At 51.3% G+C, this 26,721-nt stretch carries 27 protein-coding genes and 3 pseudogenes; 25 read left to right on the top strand and 5 right to left on the bottom strand.

The window, feature by feature from the left end:
• Nucleotides 1-16 precede the first annotated feature (16 nt).
• A complete protein-coding gene (locus FGL10_RS06340) occupies nt 17-1,813 on the bottom strand; it encodes an aminopeptidase P family protein (RefSeq protein WP_004467471.1) in 1,797 nt (598 codons plus the stop codon).
• A gap of 321 nt (nt 1,814-2,134) precedes the next feature.
• On the opposite strand from FGL10_RS06340, the gene FGL10_RS06330 reads away from it, so the two are divergent.
• Both FGL10_RS06330 and lysS read left to right on the top strand, forming a co-directional pair.
• Complete coding sequence (locus FGL10_RS06330) at nt 2,135-3,388, top strand: NRAMP family divalent metal transporter (RefSeq protein ID WP_004467469.1); 1,254 nt, start codon at nt 2,135-2,137, stop codon at nt 3,386-3,388.
• 154 nt (nt 3,389-3,542) lie between these two features.
• The gene (gene lysS, locus FGL10_RS06325) at nt 3,543-5,054 is read left to right on the top strand and encodes a lysine--tRNA ligase (protein ID WP_004467468.1); all 1,512 of its coding nucleotides are present in this window, start codon (nt 3,543-3,545) and stop codon (nt 5,052-5,054) included.
• Nucleotides 5,055-5,130: 76 nt separating this feature from the next.
• On the opposite strand, the gene FGL10_RS06320 is transcribed toward lysS, so the two are convergent.
• Complete coding sequence (locus FGL10_RS06320; protein WP_004467466.1) at nt 5,131-6,369, bottom strand: NAD(P)/FAD-dependent oxidoreductase; 1,239 nt, start codon at nt 6,367-6,369, stop codon at nt 5,131-5,133.
• Between the two features lie 179 nt (nt 6,370-6,548).
• Nucleotides 6,549-7,922 (bottom strand): DEAD/DEAH box helicase, encoded by a 1,374-nt coding sequence (locus tag FGL10_RS06315; protein WP_004467465.1) that lies wholly within the window; start codon nt 7,920-7,922, stop codon nt 6,549-6,551.
• Nucleotides 7,923-8,289: 367 nt separating this feature from the next.
• Here FGL10_RS06315 and dusB point away from each other — a divergent pair, with 367 nt between their 5' ends.
• The 22 genes and pseudogenes from dusB (at nt 8,290) to FGL10_RS06205 (ending at nt 23,497) form a co-directional block, all read left to right on the top strand.
• Nucleotides 8,290-9,300, top strand: coding sequence for a tRNA dihydrouridine synthase DusB (gene dusB / locus FGL10_RS06305; protein ID WP_036470602.1), 1,011 nt, complete (start codon nt 8,290-8,292; stop codon nt 9,298-9,300).
• Nucleotides 9,301-9,330: 30 nt separating this feature from the next.
• On the top strand, nt 9,331-9,570 hold the full coding sequence (locus tag FGL10_RS06300; protein ID WP_003711291.1) for a Fis family transcriptional regulator: 240 nt from the start codon (nt 9,331-9,333) through the stop codon (nt 9,568-9,570).
• A gap of 2 nt (nt 9,571-9,572) precedes the next feature.
• A complete protein-coding gene (gene ruvC / locus FGL10_RS06295; RefSeq protein WP_003711289.1) occupies nt 9,573-10,109 on the top strand; it encodes a crossover junction endodeoxyribonuclease RuvC in 537 nt (178 codons plus the stop codon).
• A 50-nt stretch (nt 10,110-10,159) separates the two neighbouring features.
• Nucleotides 10,160-11,050 carry a lipid A biosynthesis lauroyl acyltransferase gene (locus FGL10_RS06290; RefSeq protein ID WP_171007443.1) on the top strand — a complete coding sequence of 297 codons (891 nt, stop codon included), beginning with the start codon at nt 10,160-10,162 and terminating at the stop codon, nt 11,048-11,050.
• 221 nt (nt 11,051-11,271) lie between these two features.
• Entirely contained in the window at nt 11,272-11,616 is a 345-nt protein-coding gene (locus FGL10_RS06285) for a hypothetical protein (RefSeq protein ID WP_002240579.1), read from the top strand.
• Between the two features lie 356 nt (nt 11,617-11,972).
• Nucleotides 11,973-12,107 carry a hypothetical protein gene (locus tag FGL10_RS12785; protein WP_024496860.1) on the top strand — a complete coding sequence of 45 codons (135 nt, stop codon included), beginning with the start codon at nt 11,973-11,975 and terminating at the stop codon, nt 12,105-12,107.
• A 115-nt stretch (nt 12,108-12,222) separates the two neighbouring features.
• Nucleotides 12,223-13,017: a 3'-5' exonuclease gene (locus FGL10_RS06275; RefSeq protein ID WP_002240578.1), complete on the top strand. Its 795-nt coding sequence runs from the start codon at nt 12,223-12,225 to the stop codon at nt 13,015-13,017.
• Nucleotides 13,018-13,148: 131 nt separating this feature from the next.
• A complete protein-coding gene (gene pepN, locus FGL10_RS06270) occupies nt 13,149-15,752 on the top strand; it encodes an aminopeptidase N (protein WP_003711280.1) in 2,604 nt (867 codons plus the stop codon).
• A 163-nt stretch (nt 15,753-15,915) separates the two neighbouring features.
• A complete protein-coding gene (gene mafB / locus FGL10_RS06265) occupies nt 15,916-17,646 on the top strand; it encodes a polymorphic toxin MafB class 1 (protein WP_036475153.1) in 1,731 nt (576 codons plus the stop codon).
• The gene (locus tag FGL10_RS06260; protein WP_036469051.1) at nt 17,624-17,905 is read left to right on the top strand and encodes a hypothetical protein; all 282 of its coding nucleotides are present in this window, start codon (nt 17,624-17,626) and stop codon (nt 17,903-17,905) included. The genes mafB and FGL10_RS06260 overlap by 23 nt, the downstream gene beginning before the upstream one ends.
• Nucleotides 17,906-17,997: 92 nt before the next feature.
• Nucleotides 17,998-18,405 (top strand): annotated as a pseudogene (locus tag FGL10_RS12590) (HINT domain-containing protein); the annotation flags it as partial.
• A gap of 241 nt (nt 18,406-18,646) precedes the next feature.
• Nucleotides 18,647-18,736 carry a hypothetical protein gene (locus FGL10_RS12585; protein ID WP_220270192.1) on the top strand — a complete coding sequence of 30 codons (90 nt, stop codon included), beginning with the start codon at nt 18,647-18,649 and terminating at the stop codon, nt 18,734-18,736.
• Nucleotides 18,737-18,744: 8 nt separating this feature from the next.
• Entirely contained in the window at nt 18,745-19,017 is a 273-nt protein-coding gene (locus tag FGL10_RS06250; RefSeq protein WP_002231818.1) for a hypothetical protein, read from the top strand.
• A 166-nt stretch (nt 19,018-19,183) separates the two neighbouring features.
• Nucleotides 19,184-19,414, top strand: coding sequence for a MafI family immunity protein (locus FGL10_RS06245; protein ID WP_002259831.1), 231 nt, complete (start codon nt 19,184-19,186; stop codon nt 19,412-19,414).
• A gap of 148 nt (nt 19,415-19,562) precedes the next feature.
• Nucleotides 19,563-20,231, top strand: coding sequence for an HINT domain-containing protein (locus FGL10_RS06240; protein ID WP_003707027.1), 669 nt, complete (start codon nt 19,563-19,565; stop codon nt 20,229-20,231).
• 6 nt (nt 20,232-20,237) lie between these two features.
• Complete coding sequence (locus FGL10_RS06235; protein WP_003707025.1) at nt 20,238-20,507, top strand: hypothetical protein; 270 nt, start codon at nt 20,238-20,240, stop codon at nt 20,505-20,507.
• Nucleotides 20,508-21,073: 566 nt separating this feature from the next.
• Nucleotides 21,074-21,334, top strand: a complete 261-nt coding sequence (locus FGL10_RS12780) for an HNH endonuclease (protein ID WP_373962254.1) — start codon at nt 21,074-21,076, stop codon at nt 21,332-21,334.
• A 2-nt stretch (nt 21,335-21,336) separates the two neighbouring features.
• On the top strand, nt 21,337-21,726 hold the full coding sequence (locus FGL10_RS06225; protein WP_003707020.1) for a hypothetical protein: 390 nt from the start codon (nt 21,337-21,339) through the stop codon (nt 21,724-21,726).
• Nucleotides 21,727-21,750: 24 nt separating this feature from the next.
• A pseudogene (locus tag FGL10_RS06220) lies at nt 21,751-21,900 on the top strand (polymorphic toxin-type HINT domain-containing protein); the annotation flags it as partial.
• Between the two features lie 83 nt (nt 21,901-21,983).
• A complete protein-coding gene (locus FGL10_RS06215; RefSeq protein WP_036469064.1) occupies nt 21,984-22,211 on the top strand; it encodes a hypothetical protein in 228 nt (75 codons plus the stop codon).
• A gap of 126 nt (nt 22,212-22,337) precedes the next feature.
• Nucleotides 22,338-22,880: a suppressor of fused domain protein gene (locus FGL10_RS06210; protein WP_003707016.1), complete on the top strand. Its 543-nt coding sequence runs from the start codon at nt 22,338-22,340 to the stop codon at nt 22,878-22,880.
• Between the two features lie 80 nt (nt 22,881-22,960).
• Nucleotides 22,961-23,497, top strand: a complete 537-nt coding sequence (locus tag FGL10_RS06205; RefSeq protein ID WP_036469045.1) for a suppressor of fused domain protein — start codon at nt 22,961-22,963, stop codon at nt 23,495-23,497.
• Between the two features lie 73 nt (nt 23,498-23,570).
• Here the strand turns inward: FGL10_RS06205 and FGL10_RS06200 are convergent, their stop codons facing one another.
• Both FGL10_RS06200 and FGL10_RS12055 read right to left on the bottom strand, forming a co-directional pair.
• A complete protein-coding gene (locus FGL10_RS06200) occupies nt 23,571-25,784 on the bottom strand; it encodes a RelA/SpoT family protein (RefSeq protein ID WP_003707011.1) in 2,214 nt (737 codons plus the stop codon).
• A 70-nt stretch (nt 25,785-25,854) separates the two neighbouring features.
• Nucleotides 25,855-25,974: pseudogene (locus FGL10_RS12055) on the bottom strand (IS5/IS1182 family transposase); the annotation flags it as partial.
• Nucleotides 25,975-26,031: 57 nt separating this feature from the next.
• On the opposite strand from FGL10_RS12055, the gene FGL10_RS06190 reads away from it, so the two are divergent.
• Complete coding sequence (locus tag FGL10_RS06190; protein ID WP_115119498.1) at nt 26,032-26,673, top strand: GrxB family glutaredoxin; 642 nt, start codon at nt 26,032-26,034, stop codon at nt 26,671-26,673.
• The last annotated feature ends 48 nt before the right edge of the window (nt 26,674-26,721 follow it).

Genomic DNA, 26,721 nt, shown 5'->3' with positions numbered 1-26,721 from the left:
TGTTGCGCCGTGCCGTTTAACGCGCCAGCGGTTCGGTGCGTTTGATCAGCCACGCTTTTGCCGCGCCTTCAGTCAGCGGCTCGAGGCGGCGGCGGACTTCGGCGTGGTAGCGGTTGACCCAGTCGATTTCGCCGTCGGTCATCAGGGCGGTGTCCATCAGGCGTGTATCGATAGGGCAGAGGGTCAGGGTTTCAAAACAGAGGAAGCTGCCGAACCCGGTTTCCTGCGGGTTGGTGACGGCTTGGTTGGCGGCGAGGTTTTCAATGCGGATGCCCCATTTTCCCGGACGGTAGAGGCCGGGCTCGATGGAGGTTACCATCCCTTTTTTCATCGCGGTTTCGGGCGTGGCGGGGGCGGCGAAGGCGATGCGTTGCGGGCCTTCGTGGACGTTGAGGAAATAGCCTACGCCGTGGCCGGTGCCGTGTCCGTAGTCGCACTGCGCCTGCCACAGAGGTTTGCGGCAAATCGCGTCAATCAGCGGCGAGGGGATGTTTTCGGGGAACACGGCTTCGGCAAGCGCGATATGGGCTTTGAGGACGAGCGTGTTGTCGCGTTTTTGTTCTGCTGTGGGCGTGCCGACGGGGACGACGCGGGTGATGTCGGTCGTGCCGCCTTTGTATTGCGCGCCGGAGTCGATGAGCAGCAGACCGTCGCCCTTAATGGTGCTGTGGCTTTCGGGCGTTGCGCTGTAATGCGGCAGTGCGCCGTTGGCGTTGAAGCCCGCGATGGTGTCGAAACTCAAGGACACAAACCCCGGGCGCGCGCTGCGGTGGCGGTAGAGCATCGTATCCACGTCGATTTCGGTCAGGCTGCCGCCCTTGCCGATGATGTCTTCAAACTCGGCGAAGAAACCGCACAACGCCGCGCCGTCTTGTTCCATCGCTTCGCGGATATGGGCGATGTCGGCTTCGGATTTGCAGGATTTGAACAGCGTGGACGGGTTGGTGCCTTCAATCAGGCGCACGCTTTCGGGCAGGCGCACAAGCGTGCTGACGGCGGTTTTGTTCGGCTCGATGAGCAGCGCGCCGCCGATTTGCGCGAGTTTGCCGGCAACTTGGGCGTAAGGCTCGACCGTGATGCCGGCGGTTTGCAGCGCGGCGGCGGCTTCTGCGTTCAGACGGCATTGTTCGGTAAACAGGACGGCGCTGTCTTTGCCAATCAGCAGGAAGGATACGAAAACAGGGTTGAAAGGCACGTCGCTGCCGCGCAGGTTGGTCAGCCAAGCGATGTCGTCAAGCGAGGAAACCAAGTGGTAATCCGCGCCTTTTTCCGCCATCACGGCGCGCACGCGGGCGAGTTTTTCGGCGGCGGTTTCGGAAACATAGTCGGGGTCGTGGATGAACACGGTTTCGGCGGGGAGGGCGGGACGGCTTGTCCACACTTGATTCAGTAAATTATCCGGGTGTTCGATGCGGATGTTTTTGGCGGCCAGGGATTGCGCCAAAGTGCGTTTGCCGGTGAGCGACACCATATCGGAAGGGATGCCGACGGCGGCGTTTTCGGGCAGGTTTGCCGCCAGCCATTCGTTGTACGGCGGCACTTGACCGCTTTTTTGCAGCTCAATGCCGCTGTCCGCAAGCTGCTTGGCGGCTTGTTCCCAATAGCGGCTGTCCACCCATACGCCCGCTTCGTCGGCGGTAATGACGAATGTGCCGACCGAGCCGGTAAAGCCCGACAATTCGCGCCGCGCCTGCCAATGCTCGGGCAGGTATTCGGACAGGTGGGGGTCGGCGGAAGGGATGACGAGCGCGTCCAAACCTTGCGCCTTCATCGCTTCGCGCAATGCGGACAGGTAATTCGATACGGTATTCATAACAGTTCCTCCAATCGGGTTTTGCGGCTTCAGACGGCATAGCGCATTGTGAATGCCGTCCGAAAGAACGCAAGCATCTTATCAAATCGCCTGCCGGCTGCAAAACGCGGCAAGGGATTTGAACGCATATTCCGCACGGAAAAAAAGCGATGCAAGGCTGTTTGCCGCAAATTTTCGGGCATAAAATGCCATATTGCATGTTTTTCTGAAAGTAATTTGGAAAAATCAGGAATATCAGGGTGTAAAGTTTCAATAAACTGGTTTGGCGCGTGTTTGGATTACGTTAAAATACGCGCTTTTATCCAGCCATACGGAAACATTATGTCCGAACAACATATTTCGACTTGGAAAAGTAAAATCAACGCACTGGGGCCTGGGATTATGATGGCTTCGGCGGCGGTCGGCGGTTCGCACCTGATTGCCTCCACTCAGGCGGGCGCGCTTTACGGCTGGCAGCTCGCATTGATTATCGTCCTGACCAACCTCTTCAAATACCCGTTTTTCCGCTTCAGCGCGCATTACACGCTGGACACGGGCAAGAGCCTGATTGAAGGTTATGCCGAGAAAAGCCGCATCTACCTGTGGGTCTTTTTGATTTTGTGTATTGCTGCCGCGACGATTAACGCGGGTGCGGTTGCCATCGTAACCGCCGCCATCGTCAAAATGGCGATTCCCTCGCTGACACTGGGTATCGGCGCAATCTCCGCGCTGATTATGGCTTCCTGCCTGATTATCCTTGTCAGCGGGCGTTATAAGGCATTGGACGGCGTTTCCAAAATTATCATCGTCAGCCTGACGGTTGCCACCGTTGCCGCCGTCGGCATCGCCATGTCGCGCGGTATGCAGATGAAACCCGATTTTATCGAGCCGACACCGTGGACGCTGGCCGGTTTGGGCTTCCTGATCGCGCTGATGGGCTGGATGCCTGCGCCGATTGAAATTTCCGCCATCAATTCTTTGTGGGTTACGGAGAAACAGCGCCTCCAACCTTCCTCTTATCATGACGGGATTTTTGATTTCAACGTCGGTTACATCACCAGTGCCGTACTTGCCGTCGTCTTCCTTGCCCTGGGTGCGTACGTGCAATACGGCAACGGTGAAGAAGTGCAGATGGCCGGCGGCAAATATATCGGGCAATTGATTAATATGTATGCGGTAACCATCGGCGACTGGTCGCGTCCGCTGGTGGCGTTTATCGCTTTTGCCTGCATGTACGGCACGACGATTACCGTTGTGGACGGCTACGCGCGCGCCATTGCCGAACCCGTGCGCCTGCTGCGCGGCAGTGAGAAAACCGGCAACGCCGAACTCTTTGCCTGGAATATTTGGGTTGCAGGCAGCGGTTTGGCGGTGATTTTCTGGTTTGACGGCGTAATGGCGAATCTGCTCAAATTTGCGATGATTGCCGCCTTTGTGTCCGCCCCCGTGTTCGCCTGGCTCAACTACCGCCTCGTCAAAGGGGACAAACGCCACAGGCTTACCGCCGGTATGAACGCCCTTGCCATTGTCGGCTTGCTCTACCTGACCGGATTTGCCGTTTTGTTCCTGTTGAACCTTAGCGGACTTTTGGCATAGGTTTCAAAATCTGAATGCCGTCTGTAATATTTTCAGACGGCATTGCCCTTTCCTAGAAAAAAACACCGACATCGCGTAAAATATGCGCAAATTTTGTGATTCAATCAGGTCGTCTGAAACAGACTGCGCCTGATTTATTTTTTCGGAAAACCCTATGAGCGAACAAAACCATCCGCAAACCGAGCCGCAGTTGGACGAAAACCAAATCATCGCCCTGCGCCGTGAAAAACTGCACAACATCCGCCAACAGCGCAACGCCTACCCTAACGATTTCAAACGCGACAGCTTTGCCGCCGATTTGCACGCCCAATACGGCGACATCGGCAAAGAAGAACTCGACCCGCAGGCCGTTCCCGTCAAAGTGGCCGGCCGCATGATGCTCAAACGGCAAATGGGCAAGGCGAGCTTTGCCACCATCCAAGACGTGTCCGGACAAATCCAGCTTTATCTGAACAACAAAGGCGTGAGTCAGGAAGTTTTGGACGATTTCAACCATTGGGACTTGGGCGACATCGTCGGTGCGGAAGGTACTTTGTTCAAAACCAACCACGGCGAACTGACCGTGCGCGTGTCCGACATCCGCCTGCTGTCCAAATCCCTGCGTCCGCTGCCCGACAAACACAAAGGCTTGAGCGATCAGGAAACCAAATACCGCCAACGCTACGTCGATTTGATTGCCAACGAAGAATCGCGTAATACGTTTATCAAACGCAGCCAAATCATCCAATCCGTGCGTAATTTTATGGTGGGCGAGCATTATCTCGAAGTCGAAACCCCGATGATGCACCCGATTCCCGGCGGCGCGACGGCGAAACCTTTCGTTACCCATCACAACGCTTTGGACATCCCGCTCTACCTGCGCATCGCCCCCGAGCTGTATCTGAAACGCCTGGTGGTCGGCGGTTTGGAACGCGTGTTTGAAATCAACCGCAGCTTCCGCAACGAAGGTATGTCCGTGCGCCACAACCCCGAATTTACGATGATTGAATTTTACGAAGCCTTCTCCGACTACGAACGCATGATGCAGATGGCGGAAGACATCATCCGCAACGCATCGCGCACGGTAAACGGTACGGCAAACATCACTTATAACGGCAAAGAAGTCGATTTGGAAAGCCCGTTCGAACGCCTGACCATCCTCGAAGCCATCAAAAAATATAATCCGCACTACACCGACGAGCAGTTGAACGATGCGGAATGGCTGAAAAAAGAAATCGTCAAACACGGCGAAAGCCTGCCGCCGTCTCCCGGCATCGGCAGCCTGCAACTCGCCCTGTTTGAAGGTTGCGCCGAGGGCAAATTGTGGAACCCGACCTTCATCGTCGATTATCCGGTTGAGGTTTCCCCGTTGGCACGCGCTTCCGATACCAAACAAGGTCTGACCGAACGTTTCGAATTGTTCGTTGTCGGGCGCGAACTGGCAAACGGTTACTCTGAGTTGAACGACCCCGAAGACCAAGCCGAACGCTTCAAAGCGCAAGTGGCACAAAAAGATGCCGGCGACGACGAAGCGATGCACTACGATGCCGACTACATCCGCGCCATGGAATTCGGCCTGCCGCCGACCGGCGGTTGCGGTATCGGCATCGACCGCCTGGTGATGCTGCTGACCGATTCGCAAACCATCCGCGATGTGATTCTGTTTCCGCAGATGCGTCCCGAGTAATCATAAAAACAGTTGAAATAGAAATGCCGTCTGAACCCGATTGTATTCAGACGGCATTTTGTATGGCGGTACGGATTTATTCGGTTTCCAACTGACCGACCCATTCGGACAAGGCAGTCAGGCGTTGTTCGGATTTCGCCACGAACGGGTTTTCGGTATCCCACGCGTAGCCTGCCAAAATCGAAGAAAGCATACGGCTGATTTCCGGGCTGCGGTCGGGCGCGTACACGACGTTTTGGAAGCGGAAATCATACCAGCCGTCCACATAGGTGCGGAACGTGTCCACGCCGATCATCAAGGGTTCGGCAAATTCGGTATCCCAATCCGCCGTGCCGCCTTCAAGCTGCTTCGCCAATAAATCGGCGGCCAGTTTGGCGGAGTGCAGCGCGATGGTTACGCCCGACGAGAACACGGGATCGAGGAACTCGGCGGCATTGCCCAATAGCGCGAAATGCCTGCCGTGCAGCGATTTCACATTGGCGGAATAGCCTTGGATGGAGCGGAACGGAAAATCGTTTTCCCAGACGGCTTTATCCAGAATTTCGTTCAGCATCGGGCATTCGTAAACAAATTTTTTCAACACCGTTTCCGATTCGCCGGTAAGTTTGTCGGGCGTGCCGACCACGCCGATGGAGCAGCGGTTGTCGCCGAAGGGAATCAGCCAAATCCACACGTCGCGGTGTTGCGGGTGGGTGGTAATCAGGATTTTGTTGCGGTCGAATTTCGGGTTGGTGATGTTGTCGTCGATGTGCGTGAAATGCGCTTGGCGCGGCGGCAGGTGCGAGGGCGTTTCCAAATCCAGCAGGCGCGGCAGCACGCGTCCGTAACCGCTTGCGTCCAAGACGAATTTCGCGGTCAGTTCATAGCGCTTGCCGGTGTCGGTTTCGATGTTCAAGCGGGCAAAATCGCCGCTATTGTCGAACGCGGTTACGCCGTGCCCGAAACGTACTTCAACGCCTTGTTTGGCGGCTTCGCCAATCAGGATTTTATCGAACACGGCGCGGCGCACTTGATAAGTCGTGCCGGGGCCGTCTGAAAATTTATCGGTAAAGTCAAATTCCGTATAACGGCTGCCCCACGAAAACGCCGCGCCGTTTTTCAACTGAAAGCCGGGCTCGGCGCGCACGGCATCGGCAAATCCGGCTTCTTCCAGCATTTCCATACAGTGCGGCAGCAGGCTTTCGCCGATGACGAAGCGCGGAAAGTGCTGTTTTTCCAACACGCAGACTTGATAACCTTTTTTGCGGAGCAGGGCGGATGCGACCGAGCCTGCCGGACCTGCGCCGATTACGGCGACATCGAATTGGGTGGACATTGGGAAATCCTGATGGTTTGAGTGGAAAAGGAAATGATATTGTACAGGCAGCAAATGCCGTCTGAAACTGTTTGCGGAAGAAATTTATCCGGTGTGGGCGGTTGCGCCCAATGCGTCAGTCCGGTTTGAAAAATGCCGTCTGAAACGGGAAATGTTCAGACGGCATTTGATTTTCAGGGCTATTTTACGCCGTAACGCGGTTGGAGCAGGGCGCACGTCCGGTGTTCCCGACGGCTGCGGCGGCTGCGTCCGGCAATTTTTCCGCAAGCCGCGCCCGCATCGTTTGCCGCATTTTCCGGCCGGGTGTTTTTTTCGCGTTGCGCTTTGGCGGATTCGTAGCGGTTGCGTTGTCTCGGTTCGCTTGTTTCGGTTTTTTCCGGTTTTGAGCCTTCCTGTTCCCACCATCGGGGCTCGAAGCCTTCGATGCGTTCGATGAGCAGCTTGTTGCCGGTCAGTTCTTTAATGGCTTCAAACATTTTCTGTTCGGATTCGTCCATCAGGGAAATCGCCACGCCGTCCGCGCCCGCGCGCCCCGTACGCCCGATACGGTGGACGTAGTCTTCGGGCTGGGCGGGCATTTCGTAATTGATGACGAAGGGCAGTTCGGCAATATCCAGCCCACGCGCGGCGATGTCGGTGGCGACGAGGACGCGCAGGCTGCCGTCTTTGAAGGCGTTGAGCGTTTCGAGCCGGCTTTGTTGGGAACGGTCTCCGTGTATCGCCTGTGCGGACAGGTTGCGGCGCACCAGTTCGCGCGTTACGCGGTCGACGCTTTGTTTGGTTTTGCAGAACACGATGACCTGGTTCATATGCAGATCGACAATCAGCCGTTCGAGCAGGTTGCGCTTTTGGAAGGTATCGACCGCGATGATGTGCTGCTCGACGTTGGCGTTGGTGGTGTTTTGCGCGGCGACTTCGACGGTTTCGGGCGCGTTCATGAAGTCTTGCGCCAGTTTGCGTATCGGGGCGGAGAAGGTGGCGGAAAAGAGCAGGGTTTGGCGTTGGCGGGGCAGCATCTGCATGATTTTGCGGATGTCGTCGATAAAACCCATATCCAGCATACGGTCGGCTTCGTCCAAAACGACGATTTCGACTTTGTTCAAATGGATGTTTTTCTGTTTCACGTGGTCGAGCAGCCGTCCGACGGTGGCGACGACGATTTCGCAGCCGGCGCGCAAATCGGCGGTCTGTTTGTCCATATTCATACCGCCGAACAAGACGGTATGCCGCAGCGGCAGATTTTTAATGTAGCCCTGCACGTTTTGGTCGATTTGGTCGGCAAGTTCGCGCGTGGGGGTGAGGACGAGCATACGCACGGGGTGCATCGCGGGCGAGGTGCTGGCGGTGGCGTAACGTTTGAGGCGTTCGAGCGAGGGCAGCATAAAGGCGGCGGTTTTGCCCGTGCCGGTTTGCGCGGCGGCAAGCAGGTCGTGTCCGGCCAGCGCCTTCGGAATGGCTGCGGCCTGAATGGGGGTCGGGGTTTCATAGCCTTGAAGCGCGAGTGCGGAAACCAGTTCCGTACCCAAACCTAAAGAGGAAAATGGGTTGCTCATAATTGTAGTCTTTCTTTCAGACCTTATGCCGTCTGAAGCGGGAAACTGATAGGATGGGGAAAGTATAGTGGATTAACAAAAATCAGGACAAGGCGACGAAGCCGCAGACAGTACAAATAGTACGGAACCGATTCACTTGGTGCTTCAGCACCTTAGAGAATCGTTCTCTTTGAGCTAAGGCGAGGCAACGCCGTACTGGTTTTTGTTAATCCACTATAAACTGCCCTCCTGTGAGTGGCGGGGCAGGGAATCTGTGTGCGGATTATGCCATAAAACGATGCCCGCCCCAATCGCGGATGCAGGCGGAGATTGGAAATTTTGCTTAAAAAATGTACAATGTCGCACTTTTTTGGAACGCGGGCCCATTATGCACATCGGCGGCTATTTTATCGACAACCCCATCGCACTTGCGCCGATGGCGGGCATTACCGACAAACCCTTCCGCCGCCTCTGCCGCGATTTCGGCGCAGGTTGGGCGGTGTGCGAAATGCTGGCCAGCGACCCGACGCTCAGAAATACCAAAAAGACCCTGCACCGCAGCGATTTTGCCGATGAAGGCGGCATCGTTGCCGTGCAGATTGCCGGCAGCGATCCGCAGCAGATGGCTGATGCCGCGCGTTACAACGTCAGCCTCGGGGCGCAGCTTATCGACATCAATATGGGCTGTCCCGCCAAGAAAGTGTGCAACGTCCAAGCCGGCAGCGCGCTGATGCAGAACGAGCCGCTGGTTGCCGCCATTTTGGAGGCGGTGGTCAAAGCGGCGGGCGTACCCGTTACCCTCAAAACCCGTTTGGGCTGGCACGACGACCACAAAAACCTGCCCGTTATCGCCAAAATCGCCGAAGATTGCGGCATCGCCGCCCTTGCCGTCCACGGACGCACGCGCACGCAAATGTACAAAGGCGAAGCGCGTTACGAACTCATCGCCGAAACCAAATGCCGTCTGAACATCCCGGTCTGGGTCAACGGCGACATTACTTCGCCGCAAAAAGCCCAAACCGTCCTCAAACAAACCGCCGCAGACGGCATTATGATAGGGCGCGGTGCGCAAGGCAGGCCGTGGTTCTTCCGCGATTTGAAACATTATGCCGAACACGGTGTTTTGCCGCCTGCCTTGAGTTTGGCAGAATGCGCCGCCGCTATTTTGAACCACATCCGCGCCATACACGCGTTTTACGGCGATAGTGCAGGCGTACGCATCGCACGCAAACACATAGGTTGGTACATCGGCGAAATGCCCGACGGCGAGCAGACGCGCCGCGACATCAACCGATTGGACAGTGCGGCGGCGCAATACGACACACTTGCCGGTTATCTTGAAAGAGTTGCCGGAAAAACCGACGGTTGGGCGTGCGCCTACCGCCAAAATGCCGTCTGAACACCCGATTATCCTTTTGAAAGCGCGATTATGCCCCATACCCTTCCCGATATTTCCCAATGTATCAGACAAAATTTGGAACAATATTTCAAAGACCTGAACGGTACCGAACCTTGCGGCGTGTACGATATGGTCTTGCATCAGGTGGAAAAACCGCTGCTGGTGTGCGTGATGGGGCAATGCGGCGGCAACCAGTCCAAAGCCTCCGTGATGCTGGGGCTGAACCGCAATACCCTGCGTAAGAAGCTGATTCAACACGGTTTGTTGTGAATATGGCTGCAACCGTCCGTATCTTGGGCATCGACCCGGGCAGCCGCGTAACGGGTTTCGGTGTCATCGATGTCAGGGGGCGCGATCATTTTTACGTCGCCTCCGGCTGCATCAAAACGCCTGCCGATGCGCCTCTGGCAGACAGGATTGCCGTGATTGTGCGGCATATCGGCGAAGTCGTTGCCGTTTACAAGCCGCAACAGGCGGCGGTGGAACAGGTGTTCGTCAACGTCAATCCGGCATCGACGCTGATGCTGGGGCAGGCTAGGGGCGCGGCATTGGCGGCATTGGTCAGCCATAAGCTGCCCGTTTCGGAATACACGGCCTTGCAGGTCAAACAGGCGGTAGTCGGCAAGGGCAAGGCGGCGAAAGAACAGGTGCAGCATATGGTGGTGCAGATGCTCGGCTTATCGGGAACGCCGCAGGCGGATGCGGCGGACGGTCTTGCCGTCGCGCTGACCCACGCCTTACGCAACCACGGGCTTGCCGCCAAACTCAATCCTTCGGGGATGCAGGTCAAGCGCGGCAGGTTCCAATAGTTTCAGACGGCATTTGTATTTTGCCGTCTGAAAAGAAAATGTGTATCGAGATGAAATTTATATTTTTTGTACTGTATGTTTTGCAGTTTCTGCCGTTTGCGCTGCTGCACAAACTTGCCGACCTGACGGGTTTGCTTGCCTACCTTTTGGTCAAACCCCGCCGCCGTATCGGCGAAATCAATTTGGCAAAATGCTTTCCCGAGTGGGACGGAAAAAAGCGCGAAACCGTATTGAAGCAGCATTTCAAACATATGGCGAAACTGATGCTTGAATACGGCTTATATTGGTATGCGCCTGCTAAACGCCTGAAATCGCTGGTGCGCTACCACAACAAACATTATTTGGACGACGCGCTGGCGGCAGGGGAAAAAGTCATCATCCTGTATCCGCACTTTACCGCGTTCGAGATGGCGGTGTACGCGCTTAATCAGGATGTTCCGCTGATCAGTATGTATTCCCACCAAAAAAACAAGATATTGGACGAACAGATTTTGAAAGGCCGCAACCGCTATCACAACGTTTTCCTTATCGGGCGCACCGAAGGGCTGCGCGCCCTCGTCAAACAGTTCCGCAAAAGCAGCGCGCCGTTTCTGTATCTGCCCGATCAGGATTTCGGACGCAACGATTCGGTTTTTGTCGATTTCTTCGGTATTCGGACGGCAACGATTACCGGCTTGAGCCGCATTGCCGCGCTTGCAAATGCCAAAGTGATTCCCGCCATCCCCGTCAGGGAGGCGGACAATACGGTTACACTGCAATTCTACCCGGCTTGGAAATCCTTTCCGGGTGAAGATGCGAAAGCCGACGCGCAGCGCATGAACCGTTTTATCGAGGAACGCGTGCGCGAACATCCCGAGCAGTATTTTTGGCTGCACAAGCGTTTTAAAACCCGTCCGGAAGGCAGCCCCGATTTTTACGGATTACACGAAGTAACAAAATAAATCAGGCGTTTCAGAGCGAATCCGCCGATTGTTTTTGGAAATTTGAAATTCTGGTTTTGCAAACAGGATGTTCCGGGCGGCGTTAACGCTTCAGCCGTTTGCAAAAACAATGCTTTTTTAAATTGACAAAAACAAAATCCGGTTTAAAGACTGATGCGTACCCGGTCATACAAAATGTAGTAAATAATGCTTTAATGAAATCATTTTAAATCGAGCTAGAAATGAACCTGGAAGATTATAAAGACATTTTAATAAAATTACTTTTTCATCACAACAACTTAGTCAATGAATATTCTTATTTTATTGGGAATAAAAACTTATTTAAAATAGTATCCCGAACTAAAACGAGTAAGGGCTTTTTTTTCACTATAGAAAAACCATTAAATTTTTTAAGCAAAAAAACTTATTTTGAGTTTAATTTTAAATATTTACACTTGGGGAAAGAATGCTTTGGTTCGTTTATGTGCTGGATAAATACTAATTTGATAGAATTTGAGGGAGTTTTTTTTAACGATTCGCTTCCTGATATTATGATAATAAATAACTTTTTTGAAATAAATGATTAACGATACGCCAATAAAAAGAGGCTTATTCTGCGGACAAAGGGGAGGATGCGGAAAATCCGGTTAATATATTAAAATTCAATCAAAATTAAATTTGTTTAAAAACATAATGTTGCAAACAAGCATCTCATATAAGCCTTTTTCATTAAAAAGGTATTCAGATATTTTATGCTAAAAATCCACATAATATTTAAATTAATATCAAATCATACAAAAATATAAAATTTAATTCTGTTTGTTTATCATTTTAAGCAATAATATAAATCAGGCGTTTTGATTCCCCTATTTTGAAAAATGCTTGGCAAGGTGCGAAAAAAGGCGTACATTCCGCTACACGGAATTACAGACGCAGCGAAACAATGCCGTCTGAAAGGATGTTCCGGCCGGTCTTCGGGCTGTCCGGTGTCTTGCCGGAAACGGCGGGACGAAAGTTTGCCGGCGCAGGGTTGAGCTGCGCAGGTAAAGCCGCAGGCGAAAGCCTGTATTGTTTGTGAAGCGTAAATCTCTGATTTGAGGTATTGGGGCAATCCTGTGGGGGGTTGCCTCTTTTTTTACCTGCCTTTTAATGACACAATAGCCATCCGTCCTTTTTGAATACAAGGTGCAGCGATGAATACGATTTTGGCCTTCGATATTGAAACCGTGCCCGACGTGCAAGGGATACGGACTTTATATCATCTCCCGTCCGATTTGCCCGACGATGAAGTGGTGCTGTTTGCCCAGCAAAAACGCCGAGCCCAGACGGGCGGGGATTTTATGCAGCATCATCTCCATCAGGTTGTGGCGGTTTCGTGCTGTATGCGCTGGGGGCAGGACAAAATCCATATCGGCACAATCGGCGAGGCGGACGACGGCGAAGAAGTGGTTATCGCCAAATTTTTCGAGTTGGTGGAAAAACATACGCCGCAACTGGTCAGTTGGAACGGCGGCGGGTTCGACCTGCCCGTACTGCATTACCGCTCCCTGATATACGGCATCAATGCCGCGCGTTATTGGGATATGGGCGAAGGGGAATTTGGCGACAGCCGCGATTTCAAGTGGAACAACTACATCAGCCGCTATCACCAACGCCACTGCGATTTGATGGATTTGCTCGCGCTTTACCAGCCGAGGGCAAACGTGCCGCTGGACGATATGGCGAAACTGTGCGGTTTTCCGGGCAAGCTGGGTATGGACGGCAGCAAGGTGTGGGAGGCATTCCATACGGGCAGGCTGAAGGAAATCCGCAATTATTGCGAAACCGACGCGGCAAACACTTATCTGATGTACCTGCGTTTCTGCCTCGTCAGCGGCAGGCTGGATGCGGACGAATACGAAATGGAAATCAAACGGATGCGGAATTACCTGTCCGCACAAGCCGGGGAAAAGCCGCATTGGGAAGAGTTTGTCCGCGCGTGGGAATAAAGATTGAAATTCAAACCGGTTGTCCGGCGGCGCGCCCGTGCCGCCGCTGCGGCTTCAGACGGCATACGCGGGATGCTCCCGTGCCGTCTGAAGCCTTTTCCAGTCAAACAAAATAACATTGAAAGAAAAAAATGAGCAAAACCGTGCATTATCTCAAAGACTATCAAACGCCCGCCTACCATATTCTCAAAACCGATTTACATTTTGATATTAACGAACCGCAAACCATTGTGAAGTCGCGTTTGACGGTCGAGCCGCAGAGGGTGGGGGAACCGCTGGTGTTGGACGGTTCGGCGAAACTCTTGTCCGTCAAAATCAACGGGGCGGCGGCGGATTATGTGTTGGAAGGCGAAACGCTGACGATTGCAGACGTGCCGTCCGAACGCTTCACCGTCGAAGTGGAAACCGAAATCCTGCCGGCGGAAAACAAATCGCTGATGGGGCTGTATGCTTCCGGCGGCAATCTGTTTACCCAGTGCGAGCCGGAGGGCTTCCGCAAAATTACGTTCTACATCGACCGTCCAGATGTGATGTCCAAGTTCACAACCACCATCGTCGCAGACAAAAAACGCTATCCCGTTTTGCTCTCCAACGGCAACAAAATCGACGGCGGCGGGTTTTCAGACGGCCGCCATTGGGTGAAATGGGAAGACCCGTTTGCCAAACCGAGTTATCTGTTTGCTTTGGTCGCGGGCGATTTGGCGGTCACGGAAGACTGTTTCACCACAATGGGCGGCAGAAACGTCAAAATCGAGTTTTACACCGCCGAAGCGGACAAGCCCAAGGTCGGCTTTGCCGTGGAATCGCTGAAAAACGCGATGAAATGGGACGAAACGCGCTTCGGTTTGGAATACGACTTGGATATTTTCATGGTCGTCGCCGTGGGCGATTTCAATATGGGTGCGATGGAAAACAAGGGTTTGAACATCTTTAACACCAAGTTCGTCCTCGCCGACAGCCGCACCGCCACCGATACCGATTTCGAAGGCATCGAATCCGTGGTCGGACACGAATATTTCCACAACTGGACGGGCAACCGCGTAACCTGCCGCGACTGGTTCCAGCTTTCGCTGAAGGAAGGGTTGACCGTGTTCCGCGACCAAGAGTTTTCCGGCGACCGCGCCGGCCGCGCCGTGCGCCGTATCGAAAACATCCGCCTGCTGCGCCAGCACCAGTTCCCCGAAGACGCAGGTCCGACCGCACATCCGGTGCGCCCCGCCCGCTATGAGGAGATGAACAATTTTTACACCATGACCGTTTATGAAAAAGGCGCGGAAGTGGTGCGGATGTATCACACCTTGCTCGGCGAAGAGGGCTTCCAAAAAGGTATGAAGCTCTATTTCCAACGCCACGACGGACAGGCCGTGACCTGCGATGATTTCCGCGCGGCGATGGCGGACGCGAACGGCATCAATCTCGACCAGTTCGCCTTGTGGTACAGCCAGGCGGGCACGCCCGTTTTGGAAGCCGAAGGCCGTCTGAAAAACAATGTGTTCGAGTTAACCATCAAACAAACCGTGCCGCCTACGCCCGATATGGCGGACAAGCAACCGATGATGATTCCCGTCAAAATCGGGCTGCTGAACCGCAACGGCGAAGCGGCGGCATTCGATTATCAGGGCAAACGCGCAACCGAAGCCGTATTGCTGCTGACCGAAGCCGAACAGACCTTCACGCTCGAAGGCGTAACCGAAGCCGTCGTTCCCTCGCTGCTGCGAGGGTTCAGCGCGCCGGTGCACCTGAACTATCCATACAGCGACGACGACCTGCTGCTCCTGCTCGCCCATGACAGCGACGCCTTCACGCGCTGGGAAGCCGCCCAAACGCTCTACCGCCGCGCCGTCGCCGCCAACCTTGCCGCGCTTTCAGACGGCATCGGGTTGCCGAAACACGAAAAACTGCTTGCCGCCGTCGAAAAAGTCATTTCAGACGGCCTCTTGGACAACGCCTTCAAAGCCCTGCTTTTGGGCGTGCCGTCCGAAGCCGAGCTGTGGGACGGCGCGGAAAACATCGACCCGCTGCGCTACCATCAGGCGCGCGAAGCCTTGTTGGATACACTTGCCGTCCGCTTCCTGCCGAAATGGCACGAATTGAACCGTCAGGCGGCGAAGCAGGAAAACCAATGCTGCGAATACAGCCCCGAAGCCGCCGGCTGGCGCACGCTGCGCAACGTCTGCCGCGCCTTTGTCCTGCGCGCCGACCCCGCGCACATCGAAACCGTTGCCGAGAAATACGGCGAAATGGCGCAAAACATGACCCACGAATGGGGCATCCTGTCCGCCGTCAACGGCAACGAAAGCGATACGCGCAACCGCCTGCTGGCGCAGTTTGCCGACAAGTTTTCAGACGACGCGCTGGTGATGGACAAATATTTCGCCCTTGTCGGCTCAAGCCGCCGCAGCGACACCCTGCAACAGGTTCAAACCTCCTTGCAGCATCCGAAATTCAGCCTCGAAAACCCCAACAAAGCCCGTTCGCTCATCGGCAGCTTCAGCCGCAACGTCCCGCATTTCCACGCAGAAGACGGCAGCGGCTACCGCTTCATCGCCGACAAAGTCATCGAAATCGACCGCTTCAACCCGCAGGTCGCCGCCCGCTTAGTGCAGGCGTTCAACCTCTGCAACAAGCTCGAGCCGCACCGCAAAAACTTGGTGAAACAAGCATTGCAGCGCATTCGGGCGCAGGAAGGATTGTCGAAAGACGTGGGCGAAATCGTCGGCAAGATTTTGGATTGAGGCCGTCCAATAGAAAAAACGATGCCGTCTGAAAGCCCGTTCCGCTTTTCAGACGGCATTTTTGCCTCTTTTTTGTTTACAAATCCTTAAAATCTCTTTACACTCAAACCCGTTCAAAACAAAACAAATATTCCGTTACACACGCCGCAAAGGAGGATAAACCGTGCATCCATTACGCCGGCTAGCCAAGTTTCTTGTCGTCTGCATTCTCGCAGCAACAACAACCATACAGCCCGCCCTCGCCGCAGAATTGGCGCAAGACCCGTTCATTACCGATAACGCCCAACGGCAGCACTACGAACCCGGAGGCAAATACCACCTCTTCGGCGACCCGCGCGGCAGCGTCTCCGACCGCACCGGCAAAATCAATATCATCCAAGACTATACCCACCGGATGGGCAACCTGCTCATCCAACAGGCGGCAATCCAAGGCAATCTTGGTTACACCGTCCGCTTTTCAGGACACGGATACGAAGAACACGCCCCCTTCGACAACCACGCCGCCGACAGCGCAAGCGAAGAACAAGGCAACGTTGACGACGGCTTTACCGTATACCGGCTCAACTGGGAAGGACACGAACACCATCCTGCCGATGCCTACGACGGGCCCAAAGGCAGCGACTATCCCGACCCCACGGGCGCAAGGGACGAATACACCTATCACGTCAACGGCACAGCCCGCAGTATCAAACTCAATCCGACCGACACCCGCAGCATCCGGCAACGCCTGTCCGACAACTACAACAATCTCGGCAGCAATTTCTCCGACCGCGCCGATGAAGCCAACAAAAAAATGTTCGAGCACAATGCCAAGCTCGACCGCTGGGGCAACAGCATGGAGTTTGTCAACGGTATTGCCGCCGGAGCGCTCAACCCCTTTATCAGCGCGGGCGAAGCCTTGGGCATAGGCGACATACTGTACGGAACGCGCTATGCCATAGACAAAGCCGCGATGCGCAACATCGCCCCCTTGCCCGCCGAGGGCAAATTCGCCGTCATCGGCGGCTTGGGCAGCGTGGCGGGCTTTGAAAAGAATACGCGCGAAGCCGTTGACCGGTGGATACAGGAAAACCCCAATGCCGCCGAAACCATCGAAGCCGTCTTCAACGTTGCCGCCGCCGCCAAAGCCGCGAAGTTGGCAAAGGCGGCAAAACCGGGGAAGGCTGCGGTTAGCGGGGATTTCTCAAAATCCTACACCTGCTCCTTCCACGGCAGCACCTTGGTCAGAACGGCAGACGGCTACAAAGCCATTGCCCATATTCAAGCCGGAGACCGCGTCCTTTCCAAGGACGAGGCAAGCGGGAAAACGGGATACAAACCCGTTACCGCCCGATACGGCAATCCGTATCGGGAAACCGTTTACATTAAAGTTTCAGACGGCATCGGCAACAGCCAAACCCTGATTTCCAACCTCATCCATCCGTTTTACAGTCAAGGAAAGTGGATACAGGCAGGTCGTCTGAAAAAAGGCGACACCCTGCTTTCCGAAAGCGGTGCAAAACAGACAGTTCAAAACATTATCCTCAAACAGCAGCCGCTCAAAGCCTACAATCTGACCGTTGCCGACTGGCATACTTACTTTGTCAAAGGCGATAAGGCGGAAACGGAAGGAGTTTGGGTTCATAATGATTGCCCGAGCAAACCAAAACCAACCAATCATGCCCAACAAAGAAAAGAAGAAGCTAAAAATGATTCCCATCGAAGTGTGGGAGATTCCAATCGTGTCGTTCGAGAAGGAAAGCAATATTTAGATGCCGACACAGGAAATCATGTTTATGTAAAAGGAGATAAAGTGATTATTCTAACTCCTGATGGAAGACAGGTAACTCAATTTAAGAACTCGAAAGCCAATACGTCAAAGAGAGTAAAAAATGGAAAATGGACACCGAAATAATCGATTTCCCTTAGAAAAAAGAATTTTTTATCTGGAGCATTCGGGGCAATATCTGATGATTTGCGCCCTATCAGATTACTCCCAAAATAAACATACTGTCGTTATGGCAAATTTTCTCTATCCAAATGAAAAAATGGATTGGAGAAATTTAGATAATTTATTCAATGAGTTGGTTTTAGAGGAATTACAGTCTTCATTTATGGATTGGTATCCGACTATTGAAGAGGCAATCAACCGCCATTTGAAAGACTTTTCGTAACAAGCATAAATCAACGGTCGTCTGAAACGATATTTGCTTTTCAGACGGCATTTTGATGAATGAAACAGGATATTGAGAACTAAGTTCTTCAAAAATCCTACACCTGCTCCTTCCACGGCAGCACTTTGGTCAAAACGGCAGACGGCTACAAAGCCATCGCACATATCCAAACTGGAGAGTACGTCTTTGCCAAAGATGAAACCAGTGGAAAAACTGGATACAAACCTGTTACCGCCCGATACGGCAATCCGTATCGGGAAACCGTTTACATTGAAGTTTCAGACGGCATCGGCAACAGCCAAACCCTGATTTCCAACCGCATCCACCCGTTTTATTCGGACGGCAAATGGATTAAGGCGGAAGATTTGAAAGCGGGAATCAGGCTGTTATCCGAAAGCGGCAGAACCCAAACCGTCCGCAACATCGTTGTCAAACCAAAACCGCTCAAAGCCTACAATCTGACCGTTGCCGATTGGCATACTTACTTCGTCAAGGGTAATTAGGCGGAAACGGAAGGAGTTTGGGTTCATAATGCGTGTCCGTATGGAAATTTATCGGATAATAAATCTGTTGGCGAAGGAAAAAAATTTACACCAGCTCAAAAGAAAGCAATCATCCAAGAAAACATGAATAGAAACGGAGGGGTAGTGAAGTCTGACCAATCTGGAGAAGTTTTGGTTCGTCCTAAAAAGAGCCAAAAAGGTATCACCCCCCCCATCAAATGAATGGCAGATTGACCATGTGCAAGCAAAAAGTAAAGGAGGTTCAAATAGTTATAAAAATGCACAGGTTTTATCCAGAAGAGAAAATATTAAGAAATCAAATAAATAGGTATCAATATGCAATGGAAATTTGAAGATCCTCAAAATACTGCTGTTATTACCACCAGAAGAATTTTGTCTAAAAAAAACGGAATCTTAGAAGTATGGCATGATGCTGATGATGGAATGTGGCAATTCTTAGATGGCAATGAAATTCATGAAGGAGATGCTGTGATAGTTAGTTTAAAAGAAATTGTCACTATTGATTCCTCAGTCAATCTCTTAAGTAATTTACCTCTTGGTGGTTACGCTTGGAGAAATACTATATCGGAAAAATGGAATTTTGATTAGCAAGCGTAGGTTAGGTTAAAAAAACCAACAATCAAAGGTCGTCTGAAACCGTGTTTAGTTTTTCAAACGACCTTTCCTTCAATTAACATAGAATGTTGGGTCTCGACCCAACCTACACGCTTACTAATCTCAAATATAACCTTATGAAATAATGAGTATTTAAAAGATGGAAACATTAGACGAACGAATAAAAAATTTAGGAAAATCTCTTGAAGATAGAATTGACGCTAATCTAATTGATGCCACACTAGAGTACATTACTTTTTCAGAACGTTTGCTAGCTTTTGAAACGCTATGTGATTATATAGAAGATTTCAATATCCAGCTTACGGAAAAAGAATCCCAAGAAATCTCTTTTATTAATAAGGAATTTGGAATTGAAAGTACATCAGATTAATAAATATTAGGTCGGTTTAAAAACCCGGCAATCAAAAAGTCGTCTGAAACTGTGTTTAATTTACAGACGACCTTTCCTTCATTTGAAACAGGATATTGAAAACTAAGTTCTTCAAAAATCCTACACCTGCTCCTTCCACGGCAGCACCTTGGTCAAAACGGCAGACGGCTACAAAGCCATCGCCCGTATCCGGGCCGGCGAGAGCGTCCTCTCCAAGGACGAGGCAAGCGGAGAAACGGGATACAAACCCGTTACCGCCCGATACGGTAATCCGTATCGGGAAACCGTTTACATTAAAGTTTCAGACGGCATCGGCAACAGCCAAACCCTGATTTCCAACCGCATCCATCCGTTTTACAGTCAAGGAAAGTGGATACAGGCAGGTCGTCTGAAAAAAGGCGACACCCTGCTTTCCGAAAGCGGTGCAAAACAGACAGTTCAAAACATTACCCTCAAACAGCAGCCGCTCAAAGCCTACAATCTGACCGTTGCCGACTGGCATACTTACTTTGTCAAAGGCGATAAGGCGGAGACGGAAGGGGTTTGGGTTCATAATTCCTGTCCTCCCAAAAGAGCTCCCGAATACCATGCAGGAACTGTATCTGAATCTAATTTTTTAAATGCAGCTGAGAAATGGCTAGGGGAAAACTATAAGTCATATCCAAATGGTCGATATGTATCGCAAGACGGAATGCGACAGGTACGATATGGTCATCATGAAACAAATTCATCTACACATCATGGTCATTTTGAATCATATGACAAACCCAATGGACGTGTAATAGAAAATAGTGCAGTAACAATTATTCGGGATTAAAAAATTATGAGTGTAAAAGAATTATTCAAAGTTATCTTAGATAAAAATAAAGATTTTCCTATTAGAACGATTCATCGCACGCCAATAGGGATACTTCCCAAACCTGTTGCTTTAAGTATTGTTCAATATGAAGATGACCAAGGATTTTATTTGTTTTATTTGGATGAGACCGGTCAGGAACAAACGGATACTTATCATGACACATTGGATTCGGCATTTAAACAGGCTGAATTTGAATTTGGAATTAGAAAAGAAGAATGGATACAAAGATCTTAGGTATCAAACGTAAGATGGGTTGAAAAACCCAACAATCAAAAGGTCGTCTGAAACCAAGTTTGGCTTCCAGACAACCTTTCTCCGTACCGGCGGACTATAAATTTACAGTTATCGGGAAATTGAGTTATCTCGCTGATACGGAAAATTCCATGCACGAAGCCGTTGACCGCTAGATTCGAGAAAACCCCAATGCCGCCGAAACCGTCGAAGCCCTGGTCAACATCCTGCCGTTTGCCAAAGTCAAAGGATTGGTGAAGGCGGCGAAACCGGGGAGGGCGGCAAAACCGGGGAGGGCTGCGAAACTAGGGAAGGCAAAGGTTAGCGAGGATTTTGCTGTTGCCAGTCAGGCACGCTATGGTTATGACTTACCGTACCACTCCCGCACCGTCAGAACGGAATTGGAACGGCGTTACGGCAAACAAAATGTCAAATCCTCGACAGTACCGCCGTCAAACGGCAAAAATGTCAAACTGGCAGACCAACGCCACCCGAAGACCAACGTGCCGTTTGACAGCAAAGGATTTCCGAATTTTGAGAAGTATGTGAAATATGATACGAAACTCGATATTCAAGAATTCAGGTCTAAGGGTTCGACAGGGCAAATGAGGCTGGCAACCAAGGATTTGGCGGAAGCCATTAAACGAGGAAAAGTACGTAGTTCTGCTTTTACAACAAAGCAACTAAAGGCAATTGAAAAAGGCAAAGACAAAATCCCCGGTTACACTTGGCATCATCATCAAGATACAGGGAGAATGCAATTAATCCGTGAAAACTTGCATCATGATACCGGACATATCGGTTGGAGAGCGATGAGTAAAGGAAAGTAACTATGTGGAAAATCATAAAAGAGGATAGTAATGATTTAGAATTTGCAATTAAATGCTTATTCTCTCAATCTATTGATTTAAATGAATTCAAGTTATGGATTGAACAAGTAATACGAGATATGCCCATCGAGGACATCCCTTTTTATATTTTTGACTTGGCAGATTTCGATGGGGGAATTGGCGACATTGACAATATTGTAGGTTTTGTTTCGAGTTACAGCCTGCCGAAATCGAAAAAAAATGCCTTGACGGGTATTGCCTTCTTAAGGGGGATAGATGTCTATGATCCGCCCGTTTCAAAAGAAAAAGCATTAAAAGCCTTAAAGAAACATCCTGAAATTTATCAGAAGTTTCAGCATTTCTTTCCGTTTGTAGAACTGCCCCCGCTTTAAACAGTCAAAATGCCGTCTGAAAGCCATTTCCGCTGTTCAGACGGCATCGGTAGCAGCCAAACCCTGATTTCCAACCGCATCCATCCGTTTTATTCGGACGGCAAATAGATTAAAGCGGAAGATTTGAAAGCGGGAAGCGGGCTGTTATTCGAAAGTGGTGCGGAGCAGACTATATGTCCATTTGGAAATGGATAGGCCCGAATAAGAAAAAACCACTAACAAATAACCATATTCCCATTAAAGATTAGGGGATGTCTATGGAAATAAAATTCAATACTTTGGGGGTTATCCTGAATGGGGGCAATCCTGAAGAAAAATTCATAAAAATTATTGATGACCAGGAAAATACCGGTGGATTTCTGATACTGTTATCTTCAAATGACAAATTCTCATCATTTGACAGTTACGATGACTGGGTCGAAAACTTAGAAATATTAAAAGAATACCTGCAAGAATCTCATTGGATAATAAAGTGGGCCGGATAGTCGGCAAACGTAGTCCGTCTGAAACACTTTTACTTTTCAGACGGACTTTCTATCAATGGGAACAAGGCGTTTTGTCTCAACCCGGTCTATGATTATTCGATACAGTGATGGGAAGCTAAGAAAAATATGATTAATCATATTGAAAAATATATAGGCACTATTTCTCATGGCTCGAAAAGCGATTCGGGAAATCGGTACAAATTAAATATCGCAGCTATTCCCTCTTCCCCTGACAGCGATTTAAAAACTTATATTACTTTAGGGTTAAGCAAACATGATCTGAATTATAAAAGCAGATTTGAAATACTTTTTGTATGTTCTTTAAAATATGATGAAAATCAGATTTTTCCATTTTTAAGATGGTTGGCAGAAACCATCATTGAGAACAAAAAAATTCTTCTTCGAGGGCAGGTTATTTATTTGCCCAGAAGCATTGTTGATTCAACAAAAATGGACGCACTGTATGTTTCCGCCCCATTTTATTTCGACGATGATTTCCAAGTCTGTCATGGCGAACACTACAATATTGTTTTCCCTTTGCTTGTCCCGTTGTATAAACAGGAAGCAGAATTGGTGGAAAAAAAGGGTTGGAATGCTTTTGAGCAGTTCTTGCTGGATAATGAAGTTGGCAACCTTTCGGATATGAATAGGAAACCGTTTACTTGGTAAATACCTTCTTCAAACGGTCAATGCCGTCTGAAAAACCTTGTTTCAGGTTTCAGGCGACCTTTGAAAACAGGCTAAAAAGCATGGACTACAACCAAACTGTTTTATCTCATTTGCAAAATTTTTGGAAACATCATGAAATTAAAGGATTTACTTGGGCTTTAGGGAGGATTGTCGAAGAACTTCCCGATTTCCAAGTTTTCCAAGTGATTCCTAATCATGAAGATGAGCCTTGGGTTTATGTCAGCTCCGGGATAGGTTCATTTTTAGGACAGGAGTTTTTTATCGTCAGCCCGTTTGAAACGCCCGAACATATTGAGACCTTGGCGATGCTGGCATCGGCAAGTATGCATTATCCCGATCGATTTCAATTAGGGAAAACTGTCAATATCGGCAGACCGTGGGTTGGACAATCATCCTTCTGGCATTTTCTGATTTCTCTGCCTTATCCTTATGGGCAAGAGTTGGAATATATGGATAATGTCCGATTTTTCTGGTTATTGCCGATTACCCGTCAAGAGAGGCTTTTTCTAGATATTCATTCGGTAGAAGAATTGGAAACGAAATTCGATGAAGCGGGTATTGATTATTTAGATATAAATCGTGCGAGTACTGTCTGACAGGCCGGATAAAAAACCGGCAATCAAAATGCCGTCTGAAACGATATTCGTCTTTCAGACGGCATTTTTGTATTTAAAGCCGGGTAACGCTCAATACGCCTTTGACGTCGCCGAGGCCGGCGAGGACGCGCGGGAGGTCGTTGACTTGTTTGACTTCGAGCGTGAACCTCATGCTGGCTTCCAAGTCGCGGGACTGGGTTTGCACGGCGGTAACGTTGAGTTTGTGGCGGGCGAGCGCGTCGGATACGTCGCGTAAAAGCCCTGCGCGGTCTTGGGCGCGGATTTCGATATCGACGGCGATTACTTGTCCTTCCTGCAACGCCGCCCAGCTTGCGTCCAACACTTTTTCAGGTGCGTGTTCGGCGAGGTGTCGGAAAGAGGGGCAGGTTTTGCGGTGCACTGAAATGCCGCGCTCGCGGGTAACGAAGCCGACAATGTCGTCGGGCGGCGCGGGTTTGCAGCATTTGGCAAGCGTGGTCATCAAGCCGTCTTCACCGTCGATGAGCACGCCGTTTTTGCCGCCTTTTTTGATTTTGGACTGTTTGACGATGGTGGTTTCGCTGACGGGCACGGGCGGCGGTTCGTTCAGCGTGCCGCAGGCTTTTTGGATGGCGCGGTTGGAAATTTCGCCTTGTCCGACGGCGGTATAGAGGTCTTCGGGCTTTTTGTAGCCGAGGTTTTCGGCAAGTTCTTGCAGGTTGGGCTTGGGCGTGAGTTTGGCAAGCTGTTTGTCGAGCTGGACGCGGCCTTCTTCGCGTACGGTGTCGGCGTTTTGCTGACGAATGTAGGCACGGATTTTGCTGATGGCACGGTTGGATTTGACCCAGCCTTCGTAGAGCCAGTTAACGGAAGGATGCCCTTCCTTGGCGGTAATGATTTCAACGCGCTGTCCGTTTTCCAAAGGCGTGGACAGCGGCACGATTTGCCCTTCGACTTTCGCGCCCCGGCAGCGGTCGCCGATGCTGCTGTGCAGGGCGTAGGCGAAGTCGATGGGGGTCGCGCCTGTGGGCAGGGAAAGGACTTTGCCGTGCGGGGTCAAAACGTAAATCGTGTCGTTGAACAGCTCGGTTTTGAAGGCGGCGGCGAGGTCTTCCTTGCCGCTTTCCGCCATGTTTTCGCGCCAGTCCAAGAGTTGGCGCAACCAGGCGATTTTCTGTTCGTAGGCGGAATCGCCTTTGCCGCCCTCTTTGTAACGCCAGTGGGCGGCGACACCGAATTCGTTGAATTGGTGCATATCGAAGGTGCGGATTTGCACCTCCACGCCTTTGTCTTCCGGGCCGACGATGACAGTGTGCAAACTCTTATAGCCGTTGCCCTTGGGGTTGGCGATGTAGTCGTCGAACTCGCCGGGGATGGGCTGCCAGAGGCTGTGGACAATGCCCAGCGTGGTGTAACACTCGGGGACGGTATCGACCAAAATCCGCACGGCGCGGATGTCGAACAAGCCGTCGAAAGTGAGCTTTTTCTTCACCATTTTTTTGTAAATGGAGTAGATGTGTTTCGGACGGCCGGCGACTTCGAAGTGGATATTGTATTTTTTCAGTTCCGTACGCAGGATATTGAGGAAGTTTTCGATGTATTCGAGGCGTTCGGTGCGTTTTTCGTCCAAAAGCAGCGCGATTTCGCGGTATTTTTCGGGTTCTTGATGGCGGAAACCGAGGTCTTCGAGCTGCCATTTGAGCTGCCACACGCCCAAGCGGTTGGCGAGCGGGGCGAAGATGTCGAGGGTTTCTTTGGCGACGGCGCGTTTTTCGGGACTGTCGGGAACGTTGCTTAAAAATTGCAGGGTGCGCGTACGCATTGCCAGTTTGATCAGGACAACGCGGATATCGGTAACCATCGCCAGCAGCATTTTCCGCATAATTTCGGCTTGCCGGGCGCGTTCTTCCGGCGTAGCGAGGCTGTCCACGCGGGCGAAGTGGGTGAGCTTCTGCACTTCGTCCACACCTTTGACCAGCTCGGCAACGGTGCTGTTGCAGCGTTCGGAAACCAAGAGATTCCAGTCGGGGACGTAGCGTCCGATGTCGGCAAGCAGCGTCGCGGCGACGGCATCGGGGAGCAGGTCGAGTTCGTTAACCATCTGCGCCGCGCCGAGGAAGTGGTCGGGCAGCGGCTCGCCGTACGGTGTGGCGGCATCGGCGGGGTAATGTGCTTCCGCCAGCGAACGGGCGGCAAAGACAAGTTTTTTATCGTTGTCCGGCAGCGCGGCGCAGTAGCTATCGAACCATTCGCGCAATTCTTGCGGGGTCGCGCTTTGCGTGTCTTGAATCGGGCTGGTGGCGGTCATGATGGGTCTTTCCGTTCCGCTAAAAACGAGTTTATTGTAACAGCTTATTTATTTACGGTGCATAGGCGGGAAGATATAGTGGATTAAATTTAAACCAGTACGGCGTTGCCTCGCCTTGCCGTACTATCTGTACTGTCTGCGGCTTCGTCGCCTTGTCCTGATTTAAATTTAATCCACTATAAACTTGTTTCGGGCGGAGCGGGGTGTTAAGGTAGCCGGTACCGACAGATTGACGAGGAATATTTTGATGAAACTGTATATTTACGACCATTGCCCGTTTTGCGTGCGTGCGCGGATGGCGGCGGGGCTGTTGGGCGCGGACGTTGAAGAAGTCGTGCTGGCAAACGACGACGAGGCAACGCCGATCGGTATGATCGGTGCGAAACAAGTACCCGTCCTGCAAAAAGAGGACGGTTCGTTTATGGGCGAGAGTTTGGACATTGTGCGCCATTTCGACCGCGAAGGCCGTCTGAAAGACGAAGTCCGCCCCGAAATACAGGCGTGGCTGGACAAGGTGGACGGATACAACAACAAACTGGTGCAGCCGCGCGTAATCAAAATCGGGCTGCCCGAGTTCGCTACTGCCGAAGCGGTTAAATATTTCACGGACAAAAAAGAGAAAAGCATCGGCAGCTTTTCCGCCAATTTGAACAAAACCGCCCAATACCTCGAACGGATAAACGCAGATTTGCAAGAGTTGGAGAATCTGATGGACGGTACTTCAGACGGCATCAACGGCGGAATCGGTATGGAGGATATTTTGGTTTTTCCCGTTTTGAGGAATCTGACCGTGGTGCGCGGCATCGCGTTCCCTCGGAAAACGATGGGTTATTTAATCGGTATGAGTGAAAAATCGGGCGTGCCGCTTTATTTCGACAGGGCATTGTAAAACCAAAAAAAAAGCGGCAGGGCAATATGTCCTGCCGCGTTTTTTGGA

The organism is Neisseria lactamica (genome assembly GCF_901482445.1).
Classification (GTDB): Bacteria; Pseudomonadota; Gammaproteobacteria; order Burkholderiales; family Neisseriaceae; genus Neisseria; species Neisseria lactamica.
Note: the sequence above shows the minus strand (reverse complement) of the source record. Positions and strands in the feature narration are given on the sequence as shown.